Below are 16879 nucleotides of genomic sequence, written 5' to 3'. Positions count from 1 at the left end.
GCCATGAGTGACGTCTACGCATTCGAGGCCGATTCGTTGACCGGCCAGCGCGTGCCGCTGTCGCAGTACAAAGGCAAGGTCCTGCTGATCGTGAACACGGCAAGCAAGTGCGGATTCACGCCGCAATACGCGGGGCTGGAGGCGGTGTACAAGCGGCTGCATGAGAAAGGCCTTGAGGTGCTCGGCTTTCCGTGCAACCAGTTCGGCAAGCAGGAGCCGGGCGGCGAAGACGAAATCGGCGCCTTCTGCGAGAAGAACTACGGTGTCTCCTTCCCGATGTTCGGCAAGATCGACGTGAATGGCTCGGGCGCGCATCCGCTCTACAAGTGGCTGACCTCGGAAAAGCCCGGTGTGCTTGGCATCGGCGCCATCAAATGGAACTTCACCAAGTTCCTGCTGCGCCGCGACGGCACGGTCTACAAGCGCTATGCGCCCATGACCAAGCCGGAAGAGATTGCCGACGATATCGAGCGGCTGTTGGCGGAGCCGGATCCCGCCTGAGGTTGCCTTCGCTAGTCTGACGAGCCCCGTACCTTGCGCATGAAATCCGCCAGCGAGCGCTCGGCGGATTCGGCAAAGTGGCGCTCCAGAATGTCGACCTTGACGCAGCGGTCGAGGCGGAATGTGCGGTAGTCCTGACGGTGCTCGCACCAGGCGGCCACCAGCCAGACTTGTCCCCAGAAGAACAGGCCGAGCGGCTGGATGCAGCGTTCAGTTAACTGGCCTTGCGCGTCGCGGTAGGCGAGCCGCGCAACCGCATGGCGGCCAAGCGCCGCATGCAGCGTGTCAAAGACCTGCTTGACCTCGTCGCGCATGCCGTAGCCGGGCGCGAAGATGCGTGTGGTCTCGGCTTCGGAGCGGCGCTCCGCAGGCAGGGCGCCCATCAGTTTTTCCAGTGCCGCTTCGACCGAGTCGGCCATGGTGCCGCCGCTCCATGCCTTGATCATGCGCGCACCGGCCACCAGCGCTTCGACTTCATCGGCGGTGAACATGAGCGGGGCGAGGTCGAAGCCCGCGCGCATGCGGTAGCCGATACCGGCTTCCCCTTCGATCGGCACGCCCGAGACCGACAGGTCACGGATGTCGCGGTACACCGTGCGCTCCGACACGCCGAGGCGCTCGGCCAGCATGGCCGCCGTGGTTAAACGGCGGCCTCGCAGGATCTGGGCAATCTGGAACAGGCGGTCGGCGCGGCGTGTCATGCGCGGCATTGTAGTGGCCTTCGGCCCGGGTGCAATGCGGGCCATATCCCCTACGCGCCGAAGGGCGTCAGTTCGCGTTGCGGGTGGATGTCGACCACGTCGACCTGCTCGCCACGGCGCAGCATGCGCTTGCCCAGTCGCGGGAAATCGGCAATCTCGATGTTGAGATGTTCGCCGCCGCACAGATAGACGAGATCTTCCTTGCCGCAGTTGCGCAGGTGGTGCGCCACGCCCGTGGGGAAGGCCATGAAATCTCCGGGGCGCACGGTGAAGATGTTGTCGTCGATCTCGGCCTGCGCCTCACCGGAAAGGATGTAGATCCATTCCTCTTCGCGCTGGTGCGAGTGATAGACGAATGATTCCTTGCCCGGCGGCACGCGCGCGAAATTTACGCCGGTGCGCTTGAGCCCGAGCAGTCGGCCCATCATGGTGCCGTGGATTTCCGATAGGCTGTTCCAGGGGTGAGAAAACGACTGCGTGCGCGCGGTGATATCCGCGGCACGCATGAGATACGGGGATTGGCTCGGCATGGTGTTCTTCTCTGTCTCGTAGTGAAGGCCGGCGCCCGCGCACCGGCCTCGGGGGGCGTTACTGCTGTAGCAGATACGCCTGCGTCTTGGCGTCCGGCTCGTGCAGGCCGACGCGGTTGCCTTCGGTGTCGACGATGTGGGCGATGCGGCCCATGTGGTCGGGCAGCGTCATCGGGCCGAACACGCATTGGCCGCCGCTGCCGTTCACGCGCTCGAGCACGGCATCCAGGTTGGGTGCGTTCAGGTAGACCACGCTGCCCTTGTCGGACGGCGCAAAGCCTTCGCCCTTGACCAGCGCACCGTGGATGGTCGTCTCACCCGCCGGAAACACGCCCATGGTCATGTCGCCCATGTCTTCCTGCTTGAGCTGCGTGTCGAAGACGTTCTCGTAAAACTTCACCGCGCGCGGGAAATCGTTGGCGGGGATTTCAAACCAGTTGATCACGCTTGCCATGTTGTCGCTCCGGTTGGTGAGGCAGGCCGCTTGAAGGGAGCGGGGAACCTGTCTCGTTAAGGTGGAGCGATTGTGGCGGGGGGCTCCTGACAGCGTTCTGTCAGGAGCATTCAGGAGGATTGGGTAGCGTGTTGCAGATTGCCCAGGCAGTGAAAGCCGAGGGGAGGGGGAGGCGACTCAGTGCGGAATCCAACCGGCCAGCAGCGGCACCAGCACGGCTGTCAGCACGCCGTTCAGGCCCATGCCCAACGCCGAGAACGCGCCGGCTTCCGGATTGACCTGAAACGCGCGCGCCGTACCGATGCCATGCGCCGCAATGCCGGTGGCAAAGCCACGCACGCTGTACTCGCGCACGCGCAGCAGGTTCAGCAGCCGCGTCGTGGTGGTGGCGCCGACAATGCCGGTAATGAGCACCAGCACCGCCGTGATGGTCGGCGCGCCGCCGATCTTCTCCGAAATGCCCATGGCGATCGGGATCGTCACGGATTTCGGCGCCATCGAGCGCAGCGTTTCGGGCGATGCGCCCAACAGCCACGCAATGCCCACTGCCGACACCACCGCCACCACCGACCCTGCGAGCAGCCCGCCCATCAGCGGCAGCGCGTGGCGGCGCAGTTTCGCCCATTGCTGGAACAGCGGTACGGCCAGCGCAACCGTGGCCGGCCCCAGCAGGAAGTGCACGAACTGCGCGCCGTCGAAGTACGTCTTGTACGGCGTGCCCGTGAGCGTCAGGAGTGTGCCCAGGATGACCACCGCAATCAGCAGCGGATTGACCATCGGGTTGAAGCGGCTGCGCTCGTGCAGGCGCACGCCGATCAGGTAGGCGATGAGCGTGGCGGTCAGGCCCAGCAGCGGGCTGGCGGCCAGGTAGACCCAGAGTTGATGCAGGTTGGGAGCCATTGCGTTCATGGGGCCAGCTCCTCGTTGCCTTCGCCGCTGTCACCCAAGCGGCGCATCAGGGCGCGGGTGACGAGTGCACCGGCGGCAATCGACAGCCACGTCGACACGACGGTCGCCACCACGATCGGCAGCCATTCCTGCCCGATGCGGTTCAGTTGCGTCATGACGCCCACGCCGGCCGGCACGAACAGGATGGTCAGGTGCCGCAGCAGGTCGCTGACGGTGCCCTGCATGACTTCGAGCACGCGGCCCTTGTCTATCAGCAGATAGATGACCAGCAGCACCATGCCGATCACCGGGCCGGGCACCGGCAGGTGCAGCGAATACGTGAGCAGCTCTCCTACCGACTGGAACGTCAACAGGATCGCGAAGGTTTGCAGCATGGGGCCTCCGGGCGAAACGAAGCGCCAAGTATAGAACCCGGCTGCGTTCGTTTCAGGCCAGCATGCGGTCGACCAGTTCGATCCAGTGTTCGACCGGCGTATCGGTGCCGCTCTGCAGATGCGTCACGCAGCCGATGTTGGCGCTGACGATGCGCTCGGGCTGCGTCGCTTGCAGCTTGGCGAGCTTGTCATCGCGCAGGCGGTAGGCGAGTTCAGGTTGCAGCACCGAATACGTGCCCGCCGAGCCGCAGCACAGGTGGCTGTCGGCGCAGAGCTTGACGTCCACGCCCAGCGAGCCGAGCAGCGTTTCCACCGCGCCGCGGATCTGCTGGCCGTGCTGCAGCGTGCAGGGCGGGTGCCACGCCACGCGCGGCCGCTGTGCTTCAGGCTTGGCCTTCTGCAGAAGCTGTTGCGAAAACGCGGGCAGCACCTCGCACAGGTCGCGCGTCATGGCGGACACGCGCGCCGCGCGCTCGGCATAGGCGGGGTCATCGCGCAGCAGGTGGCCGTATTCCTTGACCATCGCACCGCAGCCGGAGGCCGTCATGACGATGGCCTCGGCGCCCGCTTCGATATGTGGCCACCACGCGTCGATGTTGGCGCGCATGTTGCCGAGGCCGCCTGCGTGGTCGTTCATGTGATACCGAATCGCCCCGCAGCAGCCCGCGCGGTCTGCGCTGATGAGCTGCACGCCCAGCTTGTCGAAGACGCGTGCCGTGGCGGCATTGATGTTGGGCGACATGGCGGGTTGCACGCAGCCTTCGAGCAGCAGCATCTTGCGTGCGTGTGCGGTGCTTGGCCGCATGCCGGCGTGAGGCTGCTTGGCTGGCACCTTGTTGCGCAGCACCTGCGGCAACATCGGCCGCACGGCCTGCCCGAGCTTGAGTGCGGAGCCGAACAGCGCCGGCCGCGTCAACCCTTCGCGCAGTGCCCAGCGCACGGCGCGTTCGCCGAGCGGGCGTGATGCTCCTTTCGCATCGAGCTGGTCATCGACGATCTTGCGGCCGATCTCCACCAGGCGCCCGTAGGTCACGCCGGACGGACAGGTCGATTCGCAGTTGCGGCAGGTCAGGCAGCGGTCCAGGTGCAGGCGCGTGGCCTCCCCGGCGGGCTGGCCCTCGAGCACCTGCTTCATCAGGTAGATGCGCCCGCGCGGGCCGTCCAGCTCGTCGCCGAGCAGTTGGTAGGTCGGGCAGGTGGCCGTGCAGAAACCGCAGTGCACGCACTTCTGTACGATGCTTTGGGCTTCTTCGCCCTGGGGAGTGTTGCGCAGGAACGCCGCGAGCGTGATTTGCATGATGGGCTTGCGTTAGAAGTCGGCAGTCAGAACGCTGAATACAGACGGCCCGGGTTGAAGATGCCGTGCGGATCGAAGCTGTCTTTCAGGCGTTTGTGCACGGCCATCAACGGCGCGGCGGCGGGCGTGAAGATGTCGCTGGCGCGGTCGCCGTTGCGGAACAGCGTGGCGTGGCCGCCGGCCTTGCGTGCTGCATCGCGGATGACGTCGGCGGAGGTGTTGGCGGTGTCGATCCACCAGCGCTGGCCGCCACCCCATTCGACGAGTTGCTCGTCTGCGGACGCATGGCCGAGTGCCAGAGGCGGTGTGGCCGGGGGCAGGGCGATGCGCCACAGCGGCAGGCTGCCTTGCACGGCGCGGGCGAAGAACGCATGCGATTGTTCGCGCAGGTCGCGCCAGAACGCGGCCCCTTCTGTGTCATCAACGCGCTCGCCGCCAAGCTTGGTGATGGCTGCGCGCACGGCCGCATCGGCACCGCTCAAGCGTACCCACAGCGCACCGTCGATCCACGCAGACGCTGCGATCGGCAGCGGCTGGCCGCCCCAGCGGTTGAGCGTGTCGATGGCCTCGCCTTGCGCCATGGCAAAGCGCAGCGTTGCATCGCAGAACGGCATCGGCAGCACCTTGAGCGACACCTGGACGATCAGCCCCAGCGTGCCGAGTGCACCGGCCATCAGGCGCGAGACGTCGTAGCCGGCCACGTTCTTCATCACTTGGCCGCCGAAGTTCAGCATGTCGCCGCGGCCATCCATGACGACGGCGCCGAGCACGAAGTCGCGCAGTGCGCCCACCGACTGCCGACGCGGCCCCGACAGGCCCGATGCAAACGCACCGCCCACCGTTGCCTGTTTCCCGTCAGCTGCAAAGTGCGGCGGCTCGAAGGCCAGCATCTGCCGGTGCTCGGCCAGCGCGGCTTCGATCTCGACAAGCGGCGTACCGCTGCGCGCGGTGATGACGAGCTCGGCGCAGTCGTAGTCGACGATGCCGGACCATTCGCGTGTGTCGAGCACGGTGCCGTGAGGTGCCGGTGCGCGGCCGTAGAAATCCTTGGTGCCGCCACCACGCAGGGTGAGTGGCGTGCGGCTGTCGGCGGCCTGGGCGATGGCGTCACGAAAGCGCGAAAGCGCAGGCGAAAGGGCAGTGTCTGGGGTGATTGGCATGTCGAACTTTCTGGCGGGCAGCTCACTGGCTGCCAGCTGTCTCCGTTGGAAGCAGTGGGAGCCGTGTGCCGCAGCGCTTGCAGAATGCGGCGTCTGTATCGTGACGTTCCAGCGTGCAGCCGCTGCACGCGCGGGTCTGCGGTGGGGCGGCGGAGGCGGAGCCGGAGCCGGACTCTTCGCGCATGGTGTTCACCAGTTCGGCGCCGATGATGCCGGTGGGGAACGCGATGATGCTGTAGCCGAGCAGGATGGTCATCGACGTGATGAACTGCCCCAGCGGGGTCTTCGGCACAAGGTCGCCGAAGCCCGTGGTGGTGAGCGTGACGACCGCCCAGTACATGCTGACCGGAATGCTGGTGAAGCCATGCTGCGGCCCCTCCACCACATACATCACCGTGCCCAGGATGATGGTGATGATGAAGACGGTGCCCAGGAACACGAAGATCTTGTGCCGCGCATTCAGCAGCGCACGCAGCAGGATCTGCGCCTCTTCAAAGTAGACCGTGATCTTCAGGATCCGGAAGATCCGCAGCAGGCGCAGCAGCCGCACATCGAGCAGGTAGGCCAGCTCGGGCACAAAGATCGCCAGCCACGTCGGCAGGATCGAGATGAAATCGATGACGCCGTAGAAGCTGAGCACGTAACGCCAGGGTCTGCGCACCACGAGGATGCGCATGGCGTATTCCGCCGTGAACAACAGCGTGAAAAGCCACTCGAGCACCGTGAACAGCGTGCCCGCGCGGCCGCTGACGCTCGGCAAGCTGTCGAGCATCACCACCAGCACGCTGGCGAGGATGGCCCCCAGCAGGGTCAGGTCGAACAGCCTGCCGGCGCGAGTATCGGCTTCGAAGATGACGGTGTACCAGCGCGCGCGCCAGCCCCTCTCGGGTTTGCCGAGATACTCGCCAAGGCGCGCGTTATGGGCGTGCCATCGGTTGCGGCTGTTGCGGGGCGGATTCCTCATGGCCGTCGCGTGCTTAGAAGCGGGGCAGGTCCGGGTGCGGCAGCAGGCCGTTGCGCACGTGCAGCTTGCCGTATTCGGCGCAGCGCGCGAGCGTGGGGATGGCCTTGTCGGGGTTCAGCAGGCGCGCCGGGTCAAAAGCCGCCTTTACGCGCAAGAAGGCGTCGCGCTCTTCCGCCGAAAACTGCACGCACATCGAGCTGAGCTTTTCCACGCCCACGCCGTGTTCGCCCGTGACCGTGCCGCCCAGTTCCACGCAGGTCTCGAGGATGTCGGAGCCGAACAGCTCGGCGCGGTGCCATTCGTCCTGGTCTTCGCCGTTGAAGAGGATGAGCGGGTGCATGTTGCCGTCGCCCGCATGGAACACGTTGATGCAGCGCAGGGCGTACTTCTGCTCCATCGCCTGGATGCGCCGCAGCAGCGTGCCGATGTGCTTGCGCGGGATGGTGCCGTCCATGCAGTAGTAGTCCGGCGAGATGCGGCCCGCTGCCGGGAATGCATTCTTGCGGCCGCTCCAGAACTTCAGGCGCTCGGCTTCGCTTTGCGACACCTGGATGCGCGTGGCACCGGAGGCACGCAGCACTTCGCTCATGCGCGCGATTTCTTCGGCCACTTCTTCGGGCGTGCCGTCGGACTCGCACAGGAGGATGGCCGCCGCGTCCAGGTCGTAGCCGGCGCAGACGAATTCCTCAACGGCTGCGGTGGCGGGCTTGTCCATCATCTCCAGCCCGGCCGGGATGATGCCCGCGGCAATCACGTCGGCCACGGCGTTGCCGCCGGTTTCCACGTTGTCGAAGCTCGCCATGATCACCTGCGCGAGCTGCGGCTTGGGGATCAGGCGCACGGTCACTTCCGTCACCACGGCCAGCATGCCTTCGGAGCCGATCACAGTCGCCAGCAGGTCGAGGCCGGGTGCGTCGGGTGCTTCGCTGCCGAATTCGACCACCTCGCCGTCCATCATCACGGCGCGCACGCGCAGCACGTTGTGCACGGTCAGGCCGTACTTCAGGCAATGCACGCCGCCCGAATTTTCATTGACGTTGCCGCCGATGGTGCAGGCGATCTGCGAGGACGGATCGGGCGCGTAGTACAGCCCGTGCGGGTTGGCTGCTTCGGATATGGCGAGGTTGCGTACGCCCGGCTGGACCACCGCCGTGCGCGTGTAGGGGTCGACTTTGATGATGCGCTTGAACTTGGCCAGCGACAGGACCAGCCCACCCGGCGTCGGCATCGCGCCGCCCGACAGGCTCGTCCCCGCGCCGCGCGGCACGACGGGCACGCCCATGCGGTGGCACACGCGCAGGATCTCGACGACTTGCGCCTCGGTATCCGGCAGCACCACGGCGAGCGGCACCTGCCGGTAAGCGGCAAGGCCATCGCATTCATACGGGGTGGTGTCTTCGCGCTCCCAGAGCAGCGCGTCGTCGGACACGATCTGGGACAGCGCGGCGGTCAACTCGGCCTGCAGGGCGGATTGATCGCGGGCGGTGGCGGGCAGCGACGCGTTCATGGGGTGTCTCTCATCGTTGTGCCCGGCAGCGGTGGCCGGGGTGGAGGGCACTATAGCCCGGCCGCCGCGCCATGCGGCGTGTTAAGGACTTTTGCTGCGATGAATTTGGCTCGCCGAGGCGCCCAATGCGGTTCATCGCGGTGCGGCAAGGTTGCACGGCTCGATCTTGGAGGTCCGATCCTCACGATCGAGCCTTCGACGGTCGACGGCGGGGCTCCGATCACCGCGCTTCACACTAAAAGTTTCGAATCCGGAGTTCCGGTACCTCACGCATGAGGCAAATAGGGTCAGCGTTGATGAAAAAAAGCAGCAACGATGAGGTTCAGAACGTCGACTTCGAGGCTCGGAGGCTCGACCCATGACCCTTTTTGCTCCGACGTTGCTGCTTTTTTCATCAACGTTGAGGCTTCAGGGCCTCAACGTCGATACTAAAAGTTTCGAATGCGGTGGTTTGAGCTCCGGTGACGAGGCTCGGCTGCGCACAGTTGAGCGGCTTACCAATCCAGCCCAAGCAACCAATCCACAAATTGCCGTGCCTCGGGCTTCATCGGCGCTTGTTCGCGCTGGACGATGTAATAAGCATGCGGCGAGGCCGATTCGATGTCCAGCAGCCGGACGATCTGCCCCGAGCCCAGCCAGTTGCGCGCCATCGCCTGCCGCACCAGCGCCACGCCCTGGTTGGAAGCCACCGCTTCGAGCATCAGGCCGATGTCGTTGAACAGCGAGCCGGTGGCGGGCTCCGGCGCGTCCAGCCCCGCTGCCTCAAACCACGGGCGCCATGGCTCCAGGGGGCTGCGCAGCAGCGTGAGGTTCAGCAACTGCGACGCTTCGGTGATGGTGTTGCCGCTGATCTGCTCGAAGTAGCCGCGCCCGCACGCCGGGAACACCGGTTCGTTGAGCAGCAGCGTGGTCTTCAGGTCCGGATAGCGGCCGGTGCCGTAGCGGATCTCGACATCGGTGTCCTCGGCTTTCACGTCGAGGAACGGGATGGAGAGATGCAGTTCCAGATCAATGTGCGGGTACAGCCCGTTGAACTCGGGCAGGCGCGGCACGAGGTGCTGGCGCCCGAACGTGGGCGGGATTGCCACGCGTAGCCGCGCACGCTGCTTGCTGAATTCGGGCCGCGCGAGTTCGTGCAGCGTGTCGAGCGCTACCTGGACGCTGCGCAGGTAGCGCGTGCCGGCGGCGGTGAGCCGCAGCGCTGTGCCGGTGCGCACGAAGAGGTCTTCGCCCCACAGTTCTTCGAGGTTCTTGATGCGGTGCGATACCGCGCTGGGCGTGACGGACAGCTCCTCGGCCGCGCGCGCGAAGCTCGCATGGCGCGCCCCCGCCTCAAAGGCAATCAGCAGATGTAGCGGAGGAACGCGCTTGAAGACGGAGGACATGCGGGCAGTCGCTGGTAGGTGAGTCGGTTACAGGTGGAAGATCTTGCCGGGGTTCAGGATGTGCTTCGGGTCCAGCGCCTGCTTGACGCTGCGCATCAGGTCGATCGCATCGTTGCCGTGCTCGGCGATGAGGAAGTCCATCTTGTGCAGGCCCACGCCATGCTCGCCCGTGCAGGTGCCGTCCATGGCAATCGCACGCGCCACGATGCGCTGGTTGATGCGTTCGGCTTCTTCCAGTTCTTCCGGCTTGTTCGGGTCGATCAGCAGCGCGACGTGGAAGTTGCCGTCGCCCACGTGGCCGACGATGGGGGCGGGCAGTTGCAGCGCGCTGGCGAGCAGGTCCTTCTCGGTCTCCACCACGCAGTCGGCCAGGCGCGAGATCGGCACGCACACGTCGGTGGTGACGGCGCGGCAGCCCGGCTTGAGCTGCAGGAATGCAAAGTAGGCGTTGTGGCGGGCGTTCCACAGGCGGCTGCGATCTTCGGGGCGCGTTGCCCACTCGAAGCCCTGGCCTTTGTGTTCGGCGGCGATCTGCTGGACGGTCTCGGCCTGTTCCTGTACGCCGTGCTCGGAGCCGTGAAACTCGAAGAACAGCGTCGGCATTTCAGGCAGCGTCAGCTTGTCGTATTGGTTGATCGCACGGATGGCGAGCGCATCGACAAACTCGACGCGCGCAATCGGCACGCCCATCTGGATGGTGTCGATCACGGCGGACACCGCATCGCCCATGCTCGGGAAGGCGCACACGGCCGCGGACACGGCTTCGGGCTGCGGATACAGCTTCAGCGTGATCTCGGTGATGATGCCAAGCGTCCCCTCGCTGCCGATGAAGAGGCGCGTCAGGTCGTAGCCCGCCGACGATTTGCGTGCACGGTTGGCTGTCTTGATGATGCGGCCGTCAGCGGTGACCACCGTCAGGTTCAGCACGTTCTCGCGCATCGTGCCGTAACGCACGGCGTTGGTGCCGGACGCGCGCGTGGCACACATGCCGCCGATGGACGCATCCGCGCCCGGGTCGATCGGGAAGAACAAACCGGTATCGCGGATTTCGGTATTGAGCTGCTTGCGCGTGACGCCCGGCTCGACCGTCACCGTCAGGTCTTCCGGATGCACCGACAGCACGTGGTTCATCTGCGAGAGATCGAGGCTCACGCCGCCGGCCACGGCCAGCAGATGGCCTTCGAGCGACGAACCGGCGCCATATGGGATCAGCGGAATCTCGTGTTCAAAGCAGAGCTTGGCGACGGCGGCGACTTCCTCGGTGGTCTGCGCGAAGACGACGGCGTCGGGCAGCATCGGGTCGTAGGCGGATTCATCGCGGCCGTGATGTGCGCGCACGGCTTCAGCGGTGGAGATGCGATCGCCAAAGCGGGCGCGCAGCGCGTCGAGCATCGCAGGCGGAATCGGCTTGCGGATGATCTGGGAGGGCGGGGCTGGATGGTTCATGGCGTCTCGCGTGGGGCAGCGGTCTGAAGCCGGCTCGGGCTGTCATTCTAACGCCGGGGTCATGCCGCTCTTGCGATAATGGCGCCACCAACATTGACGCAATACAGGGAGACGCACCGTGGGCAATCGCCTATCCAAAATCGCCACCCGCACCGGCGACGACGGCACCACCGGCCTGGGCGACGGCAGCCGCACGGCCAAGGACAGCCTGCGCATCGCCGCCATCGGCGACGTCGACGAGTTGAACTCGCATATCGGCGTGCTGCTGACGGAAACGTTGCCCGACGGCGTGCGCGCGGCGCTCACGGCCATCCAGCACGACCTGTTCGATCTGGGTGGCGAACTGTGCATTCCCGGCTACACGATGGTGACCACCGCGCACGTGTTGCGGCTCGACCAATGGCTGGCCGATTACAACGCCGATCTGCCGCGGCTGGCCGAATTCATCCTGCCAGGCGGCAGCCGCGCTGCGGCACAGGCGCATGTCTGCCGCACCGTTGCGCGCCGTGCCGAGCGCAGCATCGTCGCCCTGGGCCGGGCGGAGACCATTGGCGAGGCGCCACGCCAATACGTCAATCGTTTGTCGGACCTGCTGTTTGTGCTGGCACGCGTGTTGAACCGCGCAGATGGCGGCTCCGACGTGCTCTGGAACCGCGACGAGCACAAGCCGACCTGATCGCAGTCGGCGCATCAAAACAAAACGGCCCGGTTGTGTACCGGGCCGTTTGCTTTGCCGCGCGTGGATCAGTTCACGCTGGTCGGCGTGGACGTACTTTGTGCCACGGCAGCCAAGCCCGCCAATTGCCCCGGCGTGGTGATGGTCAGCGCTTGCGACGGCGTCGGCGCCGGGAAGCCGCCTTCGGCCAGCGCTTCCTTGATCGTCCGGTTGGTGTCGAAATAGACCTGCCAGTAGTTGTCGTTGTGCGTGTACGGGCGCACGGCCAGCACCGGCCCGACCAGGTTGAATTCCAGGATCTCCACATCGACCGCCGGATCGGTCAGCACGTTCGGAATGGTGGCAATCTTCTCCTTGAGCAGCGCGATGGCGGCGCGGTGGTCTGCGCTCCCGGCCAGTTGCGCCTTCAACTCGACGCGGCGGTAGGGGTTGGAGGTGTAGTTCTGGATCGTGTCGGCAAAGATCTTGCCGTTGCCGACCATCGTGACCACGTTGTCCGGCGTGTTGATGGTCGTGGCAAACAGGCCGATCTCCTTGATCGTGCCCGTCACGCCGCCGGCCGTCACGAAGTCGCCCACCTTGAACGGCCGCAGCACGATCAGGAACGCGCCCGCCGCAAAGTTCGACAGCAGGCCAGACCACGCCATGCCGATGGCCACACCGGCTGCGGCAATCAGCGCGGCGAACGTCGTCGTCTGGATGCCGAAATAGCCGAGGATGCCGATCACCAGCAGCACGTTCAGCGTGACGGTGATGATCGAGCCCACATAGCGCAGCACGGTCGGATCGACCTTCTGTCGGCTCAACGAGCCTTCGACCATGCGCACCGCCAGATTGATCAGCCAGCGGCCGACCACCCAGAAGACGATGGCAGCGAGGATCTTCATGCCGACGTCGGTGGCGTACTGCGCCACGATCGCCTGGTACTTGTTTGCGGTGTTGACGGCGGTGTCCGCCAGGGTGTCTGCCATGGATGCCTCCGGGGGATGGGCAGGGGAATCCTCCTACGATATGTCAAAGACAACGCACTTGTGTGACTTTGATACGTTCTGCTCACATTTGTTATAGATGTGCGCTTTGAAGCGCGCGCAAAGAAAAAGGACGCCCGCAGGCGTCCTTCCCAAATCATGCTGATGGTGTCTTAGTTGCCGCTGCCCGGTACCAGACGGCGCTTGCGCACCGCGTCGGCCAGCGTTTCCAGCACCTTCACCGAATCGTCCCAGCCGATGCAGGCGTCGGTCACGCTCTGGCCGTAGGCCAGGTCGGACACCGGCGTGCCTTGAACGTGGTCTTGGCGACCAGCATTGATGTGCGATTCCACCATCACCCCGACGATGCGGTTGTCGCCAGCAGCCATCTGGCGGCCGATGTCTTCGCACACCGGGATCTGGTTCTCGTGCTTCTTGCTGCTGTTGGCGTGCGAAGCGTCGATCATCAGGCGTGCAGCCAGGCCCGACTTGGAGATGGCGTCGCAGGCTTCCTGCACGCTGGCCGCGTCATAGTTGGGCGCCTTGCCGCCGCGCAGGATGATGTGGCAATCCTCGTTGCCGGCCGTCGACACGATGGCCGAGTGGCCGCCCTTGGTGACCGACAGGAAGTGGTGCGGCTGCGATGCGGCCTTGATGGCGTCCACGGCGATCTTCACGTTGCCGTCGGTGCCGTTCTTGAAACCCACCGGGCACGACAGGCCGGAAGCCAGTTCGCGGTGCACCTGGCTTTCGGTAGTACGTGCGCCGATCGCGCCCCAGCTCACGAGATCAGCGATGTACTGCGGGCTGATCACGTCGAGGTATTCGGTGCCGGCGGGCAGGCCCAGCTCGTTGATGTTCATCAGCAGCTCGCGCGCGGTGCGCAGGCCGTCGTTGATCTTGAAGCTGCCGTCCATGTACGGGTCGTTGATCAGACCTTTCCAGCCGACCGTCGTGCGCGGCTTTTCGAAGTACACACGCATCACGATTTCCAGCTCGTTCTTGAAGCGCTCGCGCTGCTCGACCAGGCGGCGCGCGTAGTCCATCGCTGCCTTGGTGTCGTGGATGGAGCAGGGGCCGATGATGACGATCAGGCGGTCGTCCATGCCATGCAGGATGCGGTGCATCGCGTTCCGGCTTTGGTAGATCAGGTCGGACACGGTGTCGCTGCACGGGAATTCGCGGATCAGATGCGACGGCGGCGTCAGCTCTTTCAGTTCGCGAATGCGCAAATCATCGGTGTTCTTCGGCATGGAAAGCTCCGGGGATGTGTCTTGAGTTCTATTGGAAACGTCTACTGTGTTCGGATCATGTTTCGCGTCGGTGCCGGGGTGGGGCAGGTGACTGGGCGAAAAAAAACCGCCAGGGTCGCTGGCGGTTTTCGGTATCTGCTGGGTGCTTTTATTTTTGCTGCAAGCGCCCCTCTCCTTCCGCCAGCGGTGCGAGATGCCAAAAGTAAAAGTAAAAAAACTTGGCGAAAGACATGAGAGGAAAAGCAGGCAATGCAGGAAAAATTGTGGCGCACAGGTGACTTGAAACTACTGCGCCGCACCAATCGAACCGTCTTTATAAACCCTTTTTTTGAGGGCCGCAAGCGCGGAATTTCCGGGCCTGCGGCGTCAAAACGACGGTTTCAGGGCAATCAGGCTGTGCCGCCCACCGTCATGTTCTCCATGCGCAGCGTCGGTTGGCCCACACCCACCGGCACGCTCTGGCCTTCCTTGCCGCACACGCCGATACCCGAATCGAGGCGCATGTCGTTGCCGATCATGGTCACGTGCTTGAGCGATTCCGGGCCGCTGCCGACCAGCGTCGCGCCCTTGACCGGGGCGGTGATCTTGCCGTCTTCGATCAGGTAGGCCTCGCTGGCCGAGAACACGAACTTGCCGTTGGTGATGTCGACCTGGCCGCCGCCGAAGTTGACCGCATACAGCCCCTTCTTGACGCTGGCGATGATCTCTTGCGGGTCCTTGTCGCCGCCGAGCATGTAGGTGTTGGTCATGCGCGGCATCGGCAGGGCGGCGTAGCTCTCGCGGCGGGCGTTGCCGGTCACGGGCATCTTCATCAGGCGCGCGTTGAGCGTGTCCTGCATGTAGCCGGTCAGGATGCCGTCTTCGATGAGCGTGTTGCACTGCGTGGGGTTGCCCTCGTCGTCGAGGTTCAGCGAGCCCCGGCGGTTTGCCAGCGTGCCGTCATCCACCACGGTGACGCCCTTGGCGGCCACACGCTCGCCCATGCGGCCGGAGAACGCCGACGAACCCTTGCGGTTGAAGTCGCCTTCCAGGCCGTGGCCGATGGCCTCGTGCAGCAGCACGCCGGGCCAGCCCGGGCCGAGCACCACCGTCATCGTGCCGGCCGGTGCTGGCTTGGCTTCCAGGTTGACGAGCGCTGAGGAGACCGCCTCGTCGACGTATTCGCGCAGCAGTTCGTCGGTGAAGTAGCCATACGAATAGCGGCCGCCGCCGCCGGAGCTGCCCATTTCGCGGCGACCGTTCTGCTCGGCAATGACCGTGACGGAGATGCGCACGAGCGGGCGTACATCCGCGGCGATCACGCCGTCGCTGCGCGCAACGAGCATCACGTCGTATTCACCGGCCAGGCCGGCCATCACCTGCACCACGCGCGGGTCTTTGGCGCGGGCGAGCTTTTCGATCCGCTCGAGCAGGGCAACCTTTTCGGAGGCGGTCATCGAATCGAGCGGGTCGTTCGGCGCATAGAGCGAGTGGCTGCCCGGGGTGGTGGCCAGGCTGCTGGCAACCTTCACGCGGCCAGCGCCTGCCTTGCCGATCGTGCGCGTGGCGCCGGCGGCCTGCATCAGCGCGGGCAGGCTGATGTCGTCGGAATAGGCAAACGCGGTGCGGTCGCCCGACACGGCGCGCACGCCCACACCTTGGTCGATGCTGAAGCTGCCGGATTTGACGATGCCTTCTTCCAGGCTCCACGCCTCATTGCGGGTGTACTGGAAATAGAGGTCGGCGTAGTTCACGCGGTGCGTGAAGATGTCGGCCAGCGCGCGCTGCAGGTGCGCTTCGTCGAGGCCGTACGGATCGAGCAGCACGCGGCGCGCGATGGACAGATTCTGGATGGCGATGTCGCCTGCGTTCATGATCGGTTCTCGCAAAAAAATTCGATTGGCTTACATCACGCGGTGCTTGAGCGCCGGCAAATCCCGGCGCACCTGTGCGATACGGGCGGGGTCCATGTCGCCGATGGCCACGCCTTCGCCCTCGGGCACGGAGGCAACGATCTCGCCCCACGGGTCGACCAGCATGGAATGGCCCCACGTGCGGCGGCCGTTTTCATGGCGCCCGCCCTGCGCGGCGGCGAGCACATAACACTGGTTTTCGATGGCGCGGGCACGCAGCAGGATTTCCCAGTGCGCGGCGCCCGTGACGTAGGTGAAGGCCGCGGGCATCAGAATCAAGTTCAGGTTGCCTTGCGACGCCAACGCCCGGTACAGCTCCGGAAAGCGCAGGTCGTAGCACACCGACATGCCCACGCGGCCGCACGGCGCATCGAAGGCGACCGGCGTGCCGCCGGGCTCGATGGTGCGGGCCTCGTCGTAGCGCTCTTCGCCGCGCACGAAGTTGAACAGGTGGATCTTGTCGTAGCGCGCGACACGCAATCCGGCCGGGTTGAATGCGAGCGACGTATTCCGCACGCGCTGTTCGTCTTCGCACCACATCGGCAACGTGCCGCCGACGAGCCACAGCTTGTGGCGGCGCGCGGCATCGGCGAGGAAGGCCTGGATCGGGCCGTCTTCGTCGCTCTCGCGGATGGCGACCTTGTCGCTGTCCTTGCGGCCCATCATGCAGAAGTATTCGGGCAGCAGCGCGAGTTGCGCGCCCTGGGCGGCCGCTTCGGCAAGCAGCGCGTCTGCGCGCGCCAGATTGGCGTCCACGTCGATGGCCGTCACGGTCTGGATGGCGGCGACGCGAAAAGGTGCATCGAAAGGCGCATCCATGCCGGATGCGACGGGGGCCGGAGCAACGGTGGTCGAAGTCATG

The 16879-nt window shown here is 65.2% G+C and carries 17 protein-coding genes; 2 read left to right on the top strand and 15 right to left on the bottom strand.

Annotation, left to right across the window (positions count from 1 at the left end):
* Positions 1-3 precede the first annotated feature (3 nt).
* Positions 4-501 carry a glutathione peroxidase gene (locus ACTJK6_RS16135; protein ID WP_232040955.1) on the top strand — a complete coding sequence of 166 codons (498 nt, stop codon included), beginning with the start codon at positions 4-6 and terminating at the stop codon, positions 499-501.
* Between the two features lie 11 nt (positions 502-512).
* Here ACTJK6_RS16135 and ACTJK6_RS16130 read toward each other — a convergent pair whose 3' ends face one another.
* From ACTJK6_RS16130 to ACTJK6_RS16080, 11 genes are all read right to left on the bottom strand, one after another.
* Complete coding sequence (locus tag ACTJK6_RS16130) at positions 513-1211, bottom strand: helix-turn-helix transcriptional regulator (protein ID WP_440839547.1); 699 nt, start codon at positions 1209-1211, stop codon at positions 513-515.
* Positions 1212-1252: 41 nt separating this feature from the next.
* Positions 1253-1732 carry a cupin domain-containing protein gene (locus tag ACTJK6_RS16125; protein WP_232040953.1) on the bottom strand — a complete coding sequence of 160 codons (480 nt, stop codon included), beginning with the start codon at positions 1730-1732 and terminating at the stop codon, positions 1253-1255.
* 58 nt (positions 1733-1790) lie between these two features.
* Positions 1791-2186 (bottom strand): VOC family protein, encoded by a 396-nt coding sequence (locus ACTJK6_RS16120; RefSeq protein ID WP_102066760.1) that lies wholly within the window; start codon positions 2184-2186, stop codon positions 1791-1793.
* Between the two features lie 177 nt (positions 2187-2363).
* Positions 2364-3095: an LrgB family protein gene (locus ACTJK6_RS16115; protein WP_092972481.1), complete on the bottom strand. Its 732-nt coding sequence runs from the start codon at positions 3093-3095 to the stop codon at positions 2364-2366.
* Complete coding sequence (locus tag ACTJK6_RS16110; protein ID WP_440839546.1) at positions 3092-3469, bottom strand: CidA/LrgA family protein; 378 nt, start codon at positions 3467-3469, stop codon at positions 3092-3094. Before ACTJK6_RS16110 ends, ACTJK6_RS16115 begins: the two co-directional genes overlap by 4 nt.
* 52 nt (positions 3470-3521) lie before the next feature.
* Positions 3522-4766, bottom strand: coding sequence for a glycolate oxidase subunit GlcF (gene glcF, locus ACTJK6_RS16105; RefSeq protein WP_440839545.1), 1245 nt, complete (start codon positions 4764-4766; stop codon positions 3522-3524).
* A gap of 26 nt (positions 4767-4792) precedes the next feature.
* Positions 4793-5926: a glycolate oxidase subunit GlcE gene (gene glcE, locus ACTJK6_RS16100; protein WP_440839544.1), complete on the bottom strand. Its 1134-nt coding sequence runs from the start codon at positions 5924-5926 to the stop codon at positions 4793-4795.
* 22 nt (positions 5927-5948) lie between these two features.
* Positions 5949-6890 (bottom strand): ion transporter, encoded by a 942-nt coding sequence (locus ACTJK6_RS16095; RefSeq protein WP_440839543.1) that lies wholly within the window; start codon positions 6888-6890, stop codon positions 5949-5951.
* Between the two features lie 13 nt (positions 6891-6903).
* The gene (locus ACTJK6_RS16090) at positions 6904-8397 is read right to left on the bottom strand and encodes an FAD-linked oxidase C-terminal domain-containing protein (RefSeq protein ID WP_260802129.1); all 1494 of its coding nucleotides are present in this window, start codon (positions 8395-8397) and stop codon (positions 6904-6906) included.
* A gap of 494 nt (positions 8398-8891) precedes the next feature.
* Positions 8892-9782, bottom strand: a complete 891-nt coding sequence (locus ACTJK6_RS16085) for a LysR substrate-binding domain-containing protein (protein ID WP_232040947.1) — start codon at positions 9780-9782, stop codon at positions 8892-8894.
* A gap of 27 nt (positions 9783-9809) precedes the next feature.
* Positions 9810-11228, bottom strand: coding sequence for an FAD-binding oxidoreductase (locus tag ACTJK6_RS16080; protein ID WP_316870157.1), 1419 nt, complete (start codon positions 11226-11228; stop codon positions 9810-9812).
* 118 nt (positions 11229-11346) lie between these two features.
* Between ACTJK6_RS16080 and ACTJK6_RS16075 the strand changes: the two genes are divergently transcribed.
* Positions 11347-11904, top strand: coding sequence for a cob(I)yrinic acid a,c-diamide adenosyltransferase (locus ACTJK6_RS16075; protein ID WP_433865230.1), 558 nt, complete (start codon positions 11347-11349; stop codon positions 11902-11904).
* A 68-nt stretch (positions 11905-11972) separates the two neighbouring features.
* Here ACTJK6_RS16075 and ACTJK6_RS16070 read toward each other — a convergent pair whose 3' ends face one another.
* The 4 genes from ACTJK6_RS16070 to ACTJK6_RS16055 form a co-directional block, all read right to left on the bottom strand.
* Positions 11973-12875 (bottom strand): mechanosensitive ion channel family protein, encoded by a 903-nt coding sequence (locus ACTJK6_RS16070; protein ID WP_440839542.1) that lies wholly within the window; start codon positions 12873-12875, stop codon positions 11973-11975.
* Positions 12876-13045: 170 nt separating this feature from the next.
* Entirely contained in the window at positions 13046-14125 is a 1080-nt protein-coding gene (gene aroG, locus ACTJK6_RS16065) for a 3-deoxy-7-phosphoheptulonate synthase AroG (RefSeq protein ID WP_232040943.1), read from the bottom strand.
* A 389-nt stretch (positions 14126-14514) separates the two neighbouring features.
* On the bottom strand, positions 14515-15978 hold the full coding sequence (tldD, locus tag ACTJK6_RS16060) for a metalloprotease TldD (protein WP_316870155.1): 1464 nt from the start codon (positions 15976-15978) through the stop codon (positions 14515-14517).
* Positions 15979-16008: 30 nt separating this feature from the next.
* The gene (locus ACTJK6_RS16055) at positions 16009-16878 is read right to left on the bottom strand and encodes a carbon-nitrogen hydrolase family protein (RefSeq protein WP_440839541.1); all 870 of its coding nucleotides are present in this window, start codon (positions 16876-16878) and stop codon (positions 16009-16011) included.
* Position 16879: the final 1 nt, after the last annotated feature.

It is taken from the genome of Ralstonia sp. 22086, from assembly GCF_052045975.1.
Lineage (GTDB): Bacteria > Pseudomonadota > Gammaproteobacteria > Burkholderiales > Burkholderiaceae > Ralstonia > Ralstonia wenshanensis.
Note: the sequence above shows the minus strand (reverse complement) of the source record. Positions and strands in the feature narration are given on the sequence as shown.

What these genes read in the sequence shown, in the direction of transcription:
- ACTJK6_RS16080 (WP_316870157.1), bottom strand. Translation starts at nt 11,228, where the DNA reads ATGAACCATCCAGCCCCGCCCTCCCAGATCATCCGCAAGCCGATTCCG.
- ACTJK6_RS16090 (WP_260802129.1), bottom strand. Translation starts at nt 8,397, where the DNA reads ATGAACGCGTCGCTGCCCGCCACCGCCCGCGATCAATCCGCCCTGCAG.
- ACTJK6_RS16125 (WP_232040953.1), bottom strand. Translation starts at nt 1,732, where the DNA reads ATGCCGAGCCAATCCCCGTATCTCATGCGTGCCGCGGATATCACCGCG.
- ACTJK6_RS16070 (WP_440839542.1), bottom strand. Translation starts at nt 12,875, where the DNA reads ATGGCAGACACCCTGGCGGACACCGCCGTCAACACCGCAAACAAGTAC.
- ACTJK6_RS16085 (WP_232040947.1), bottom strand. Translation starts at nt 9,782, where the DNA reads ATGTCCTCCGTCTTCAAGCGCGTTCCTCCGCTACATCTGCTGATTGCC.
- glcE (WP_440839544.1), bottom strand. Translation starts at nt 5,926, where the DNA reads ATGCCAATCACCCCAGACACTGCCCTTTCGCCTGCGCTTTCGCGCTTT.
- ACTJK6_RS16110 (WP_440839546.1), bottom strand. Translation starts at nt 3,469, where the DNA reads ATGCTGCAAACCTTCGCGATCCTGTTGACGTTCCAGTCGGTAGGAGAG.
- ACTJK6_RS16130 (WP_440839547.1), bottom strand. Translation starts at nt 1,211, where the DNA reads ATGCCGCGCATGACACGCCGCGCCGACCGCCTGTTCCAGATTGCCCAG.
- ACTJK6_RS16095 (WP_440839543.1), bottom strand. Translation starts at nt 6,890, where the DNA reads ATGAGGAATCCGCCCCGCAACAGCCGCAACCGATGGCACGCCCATAAC.
- ACTJK6_RS16055 (WP_440839541.1), bottom strand. Translation starts at nt 16,878, where the DNA reads ATGACTTCGACCACCGTTGCTCCGGCCCCCGTCGCATCCGGCATGGAT.
- glcF (WP_440839545.1), bottom strand. Translation starts at nt 4,766, where the DNA reads ATGCAAATCACGCTCGCGGCGTTCCTGCGCAACACTCCCCAGGGCGAA.
- ACTJK6_RS16135 (WP_232040955.1), top strand. Translation starts at nt 4, where the DNA reads ATGAGTGACGTCTACGCATTCGAGGCCGATTCGTTGACCGGCCAGCGC.
- tldD (WP_316870155.1), bottom strand. Translation starts at nt 15,978, where the DNA reads ATGAACGCAGGCGACATCGCCATCCAGAATCTGTCCATCGCGCGCCGC.
- aroG (WP_232040943.1), bottom strand. Translation starts at nt 14,125, where the DNA reads ATGCCGAAGAACACCGATGATTTGCGCATTCGCGAACTGAAAGAGCTG.
- ACTJK6_RS16115 (WP_092972481.1), bottom strand. Translation starts at nt 3,095, where the DNA reads ATGAACGCAATGGCTCCCAACCTGCATCAACTCTGGGTCTACCTGGCC.
- ACTJK6_RS16120 (WP_102066760.1), bottom strand. Translation starts at nt 2,186, where the DNA reads ATGGCAAGCGTGATCAACTGGTTTGAAATCCCCGCCAACGATTTCCCG.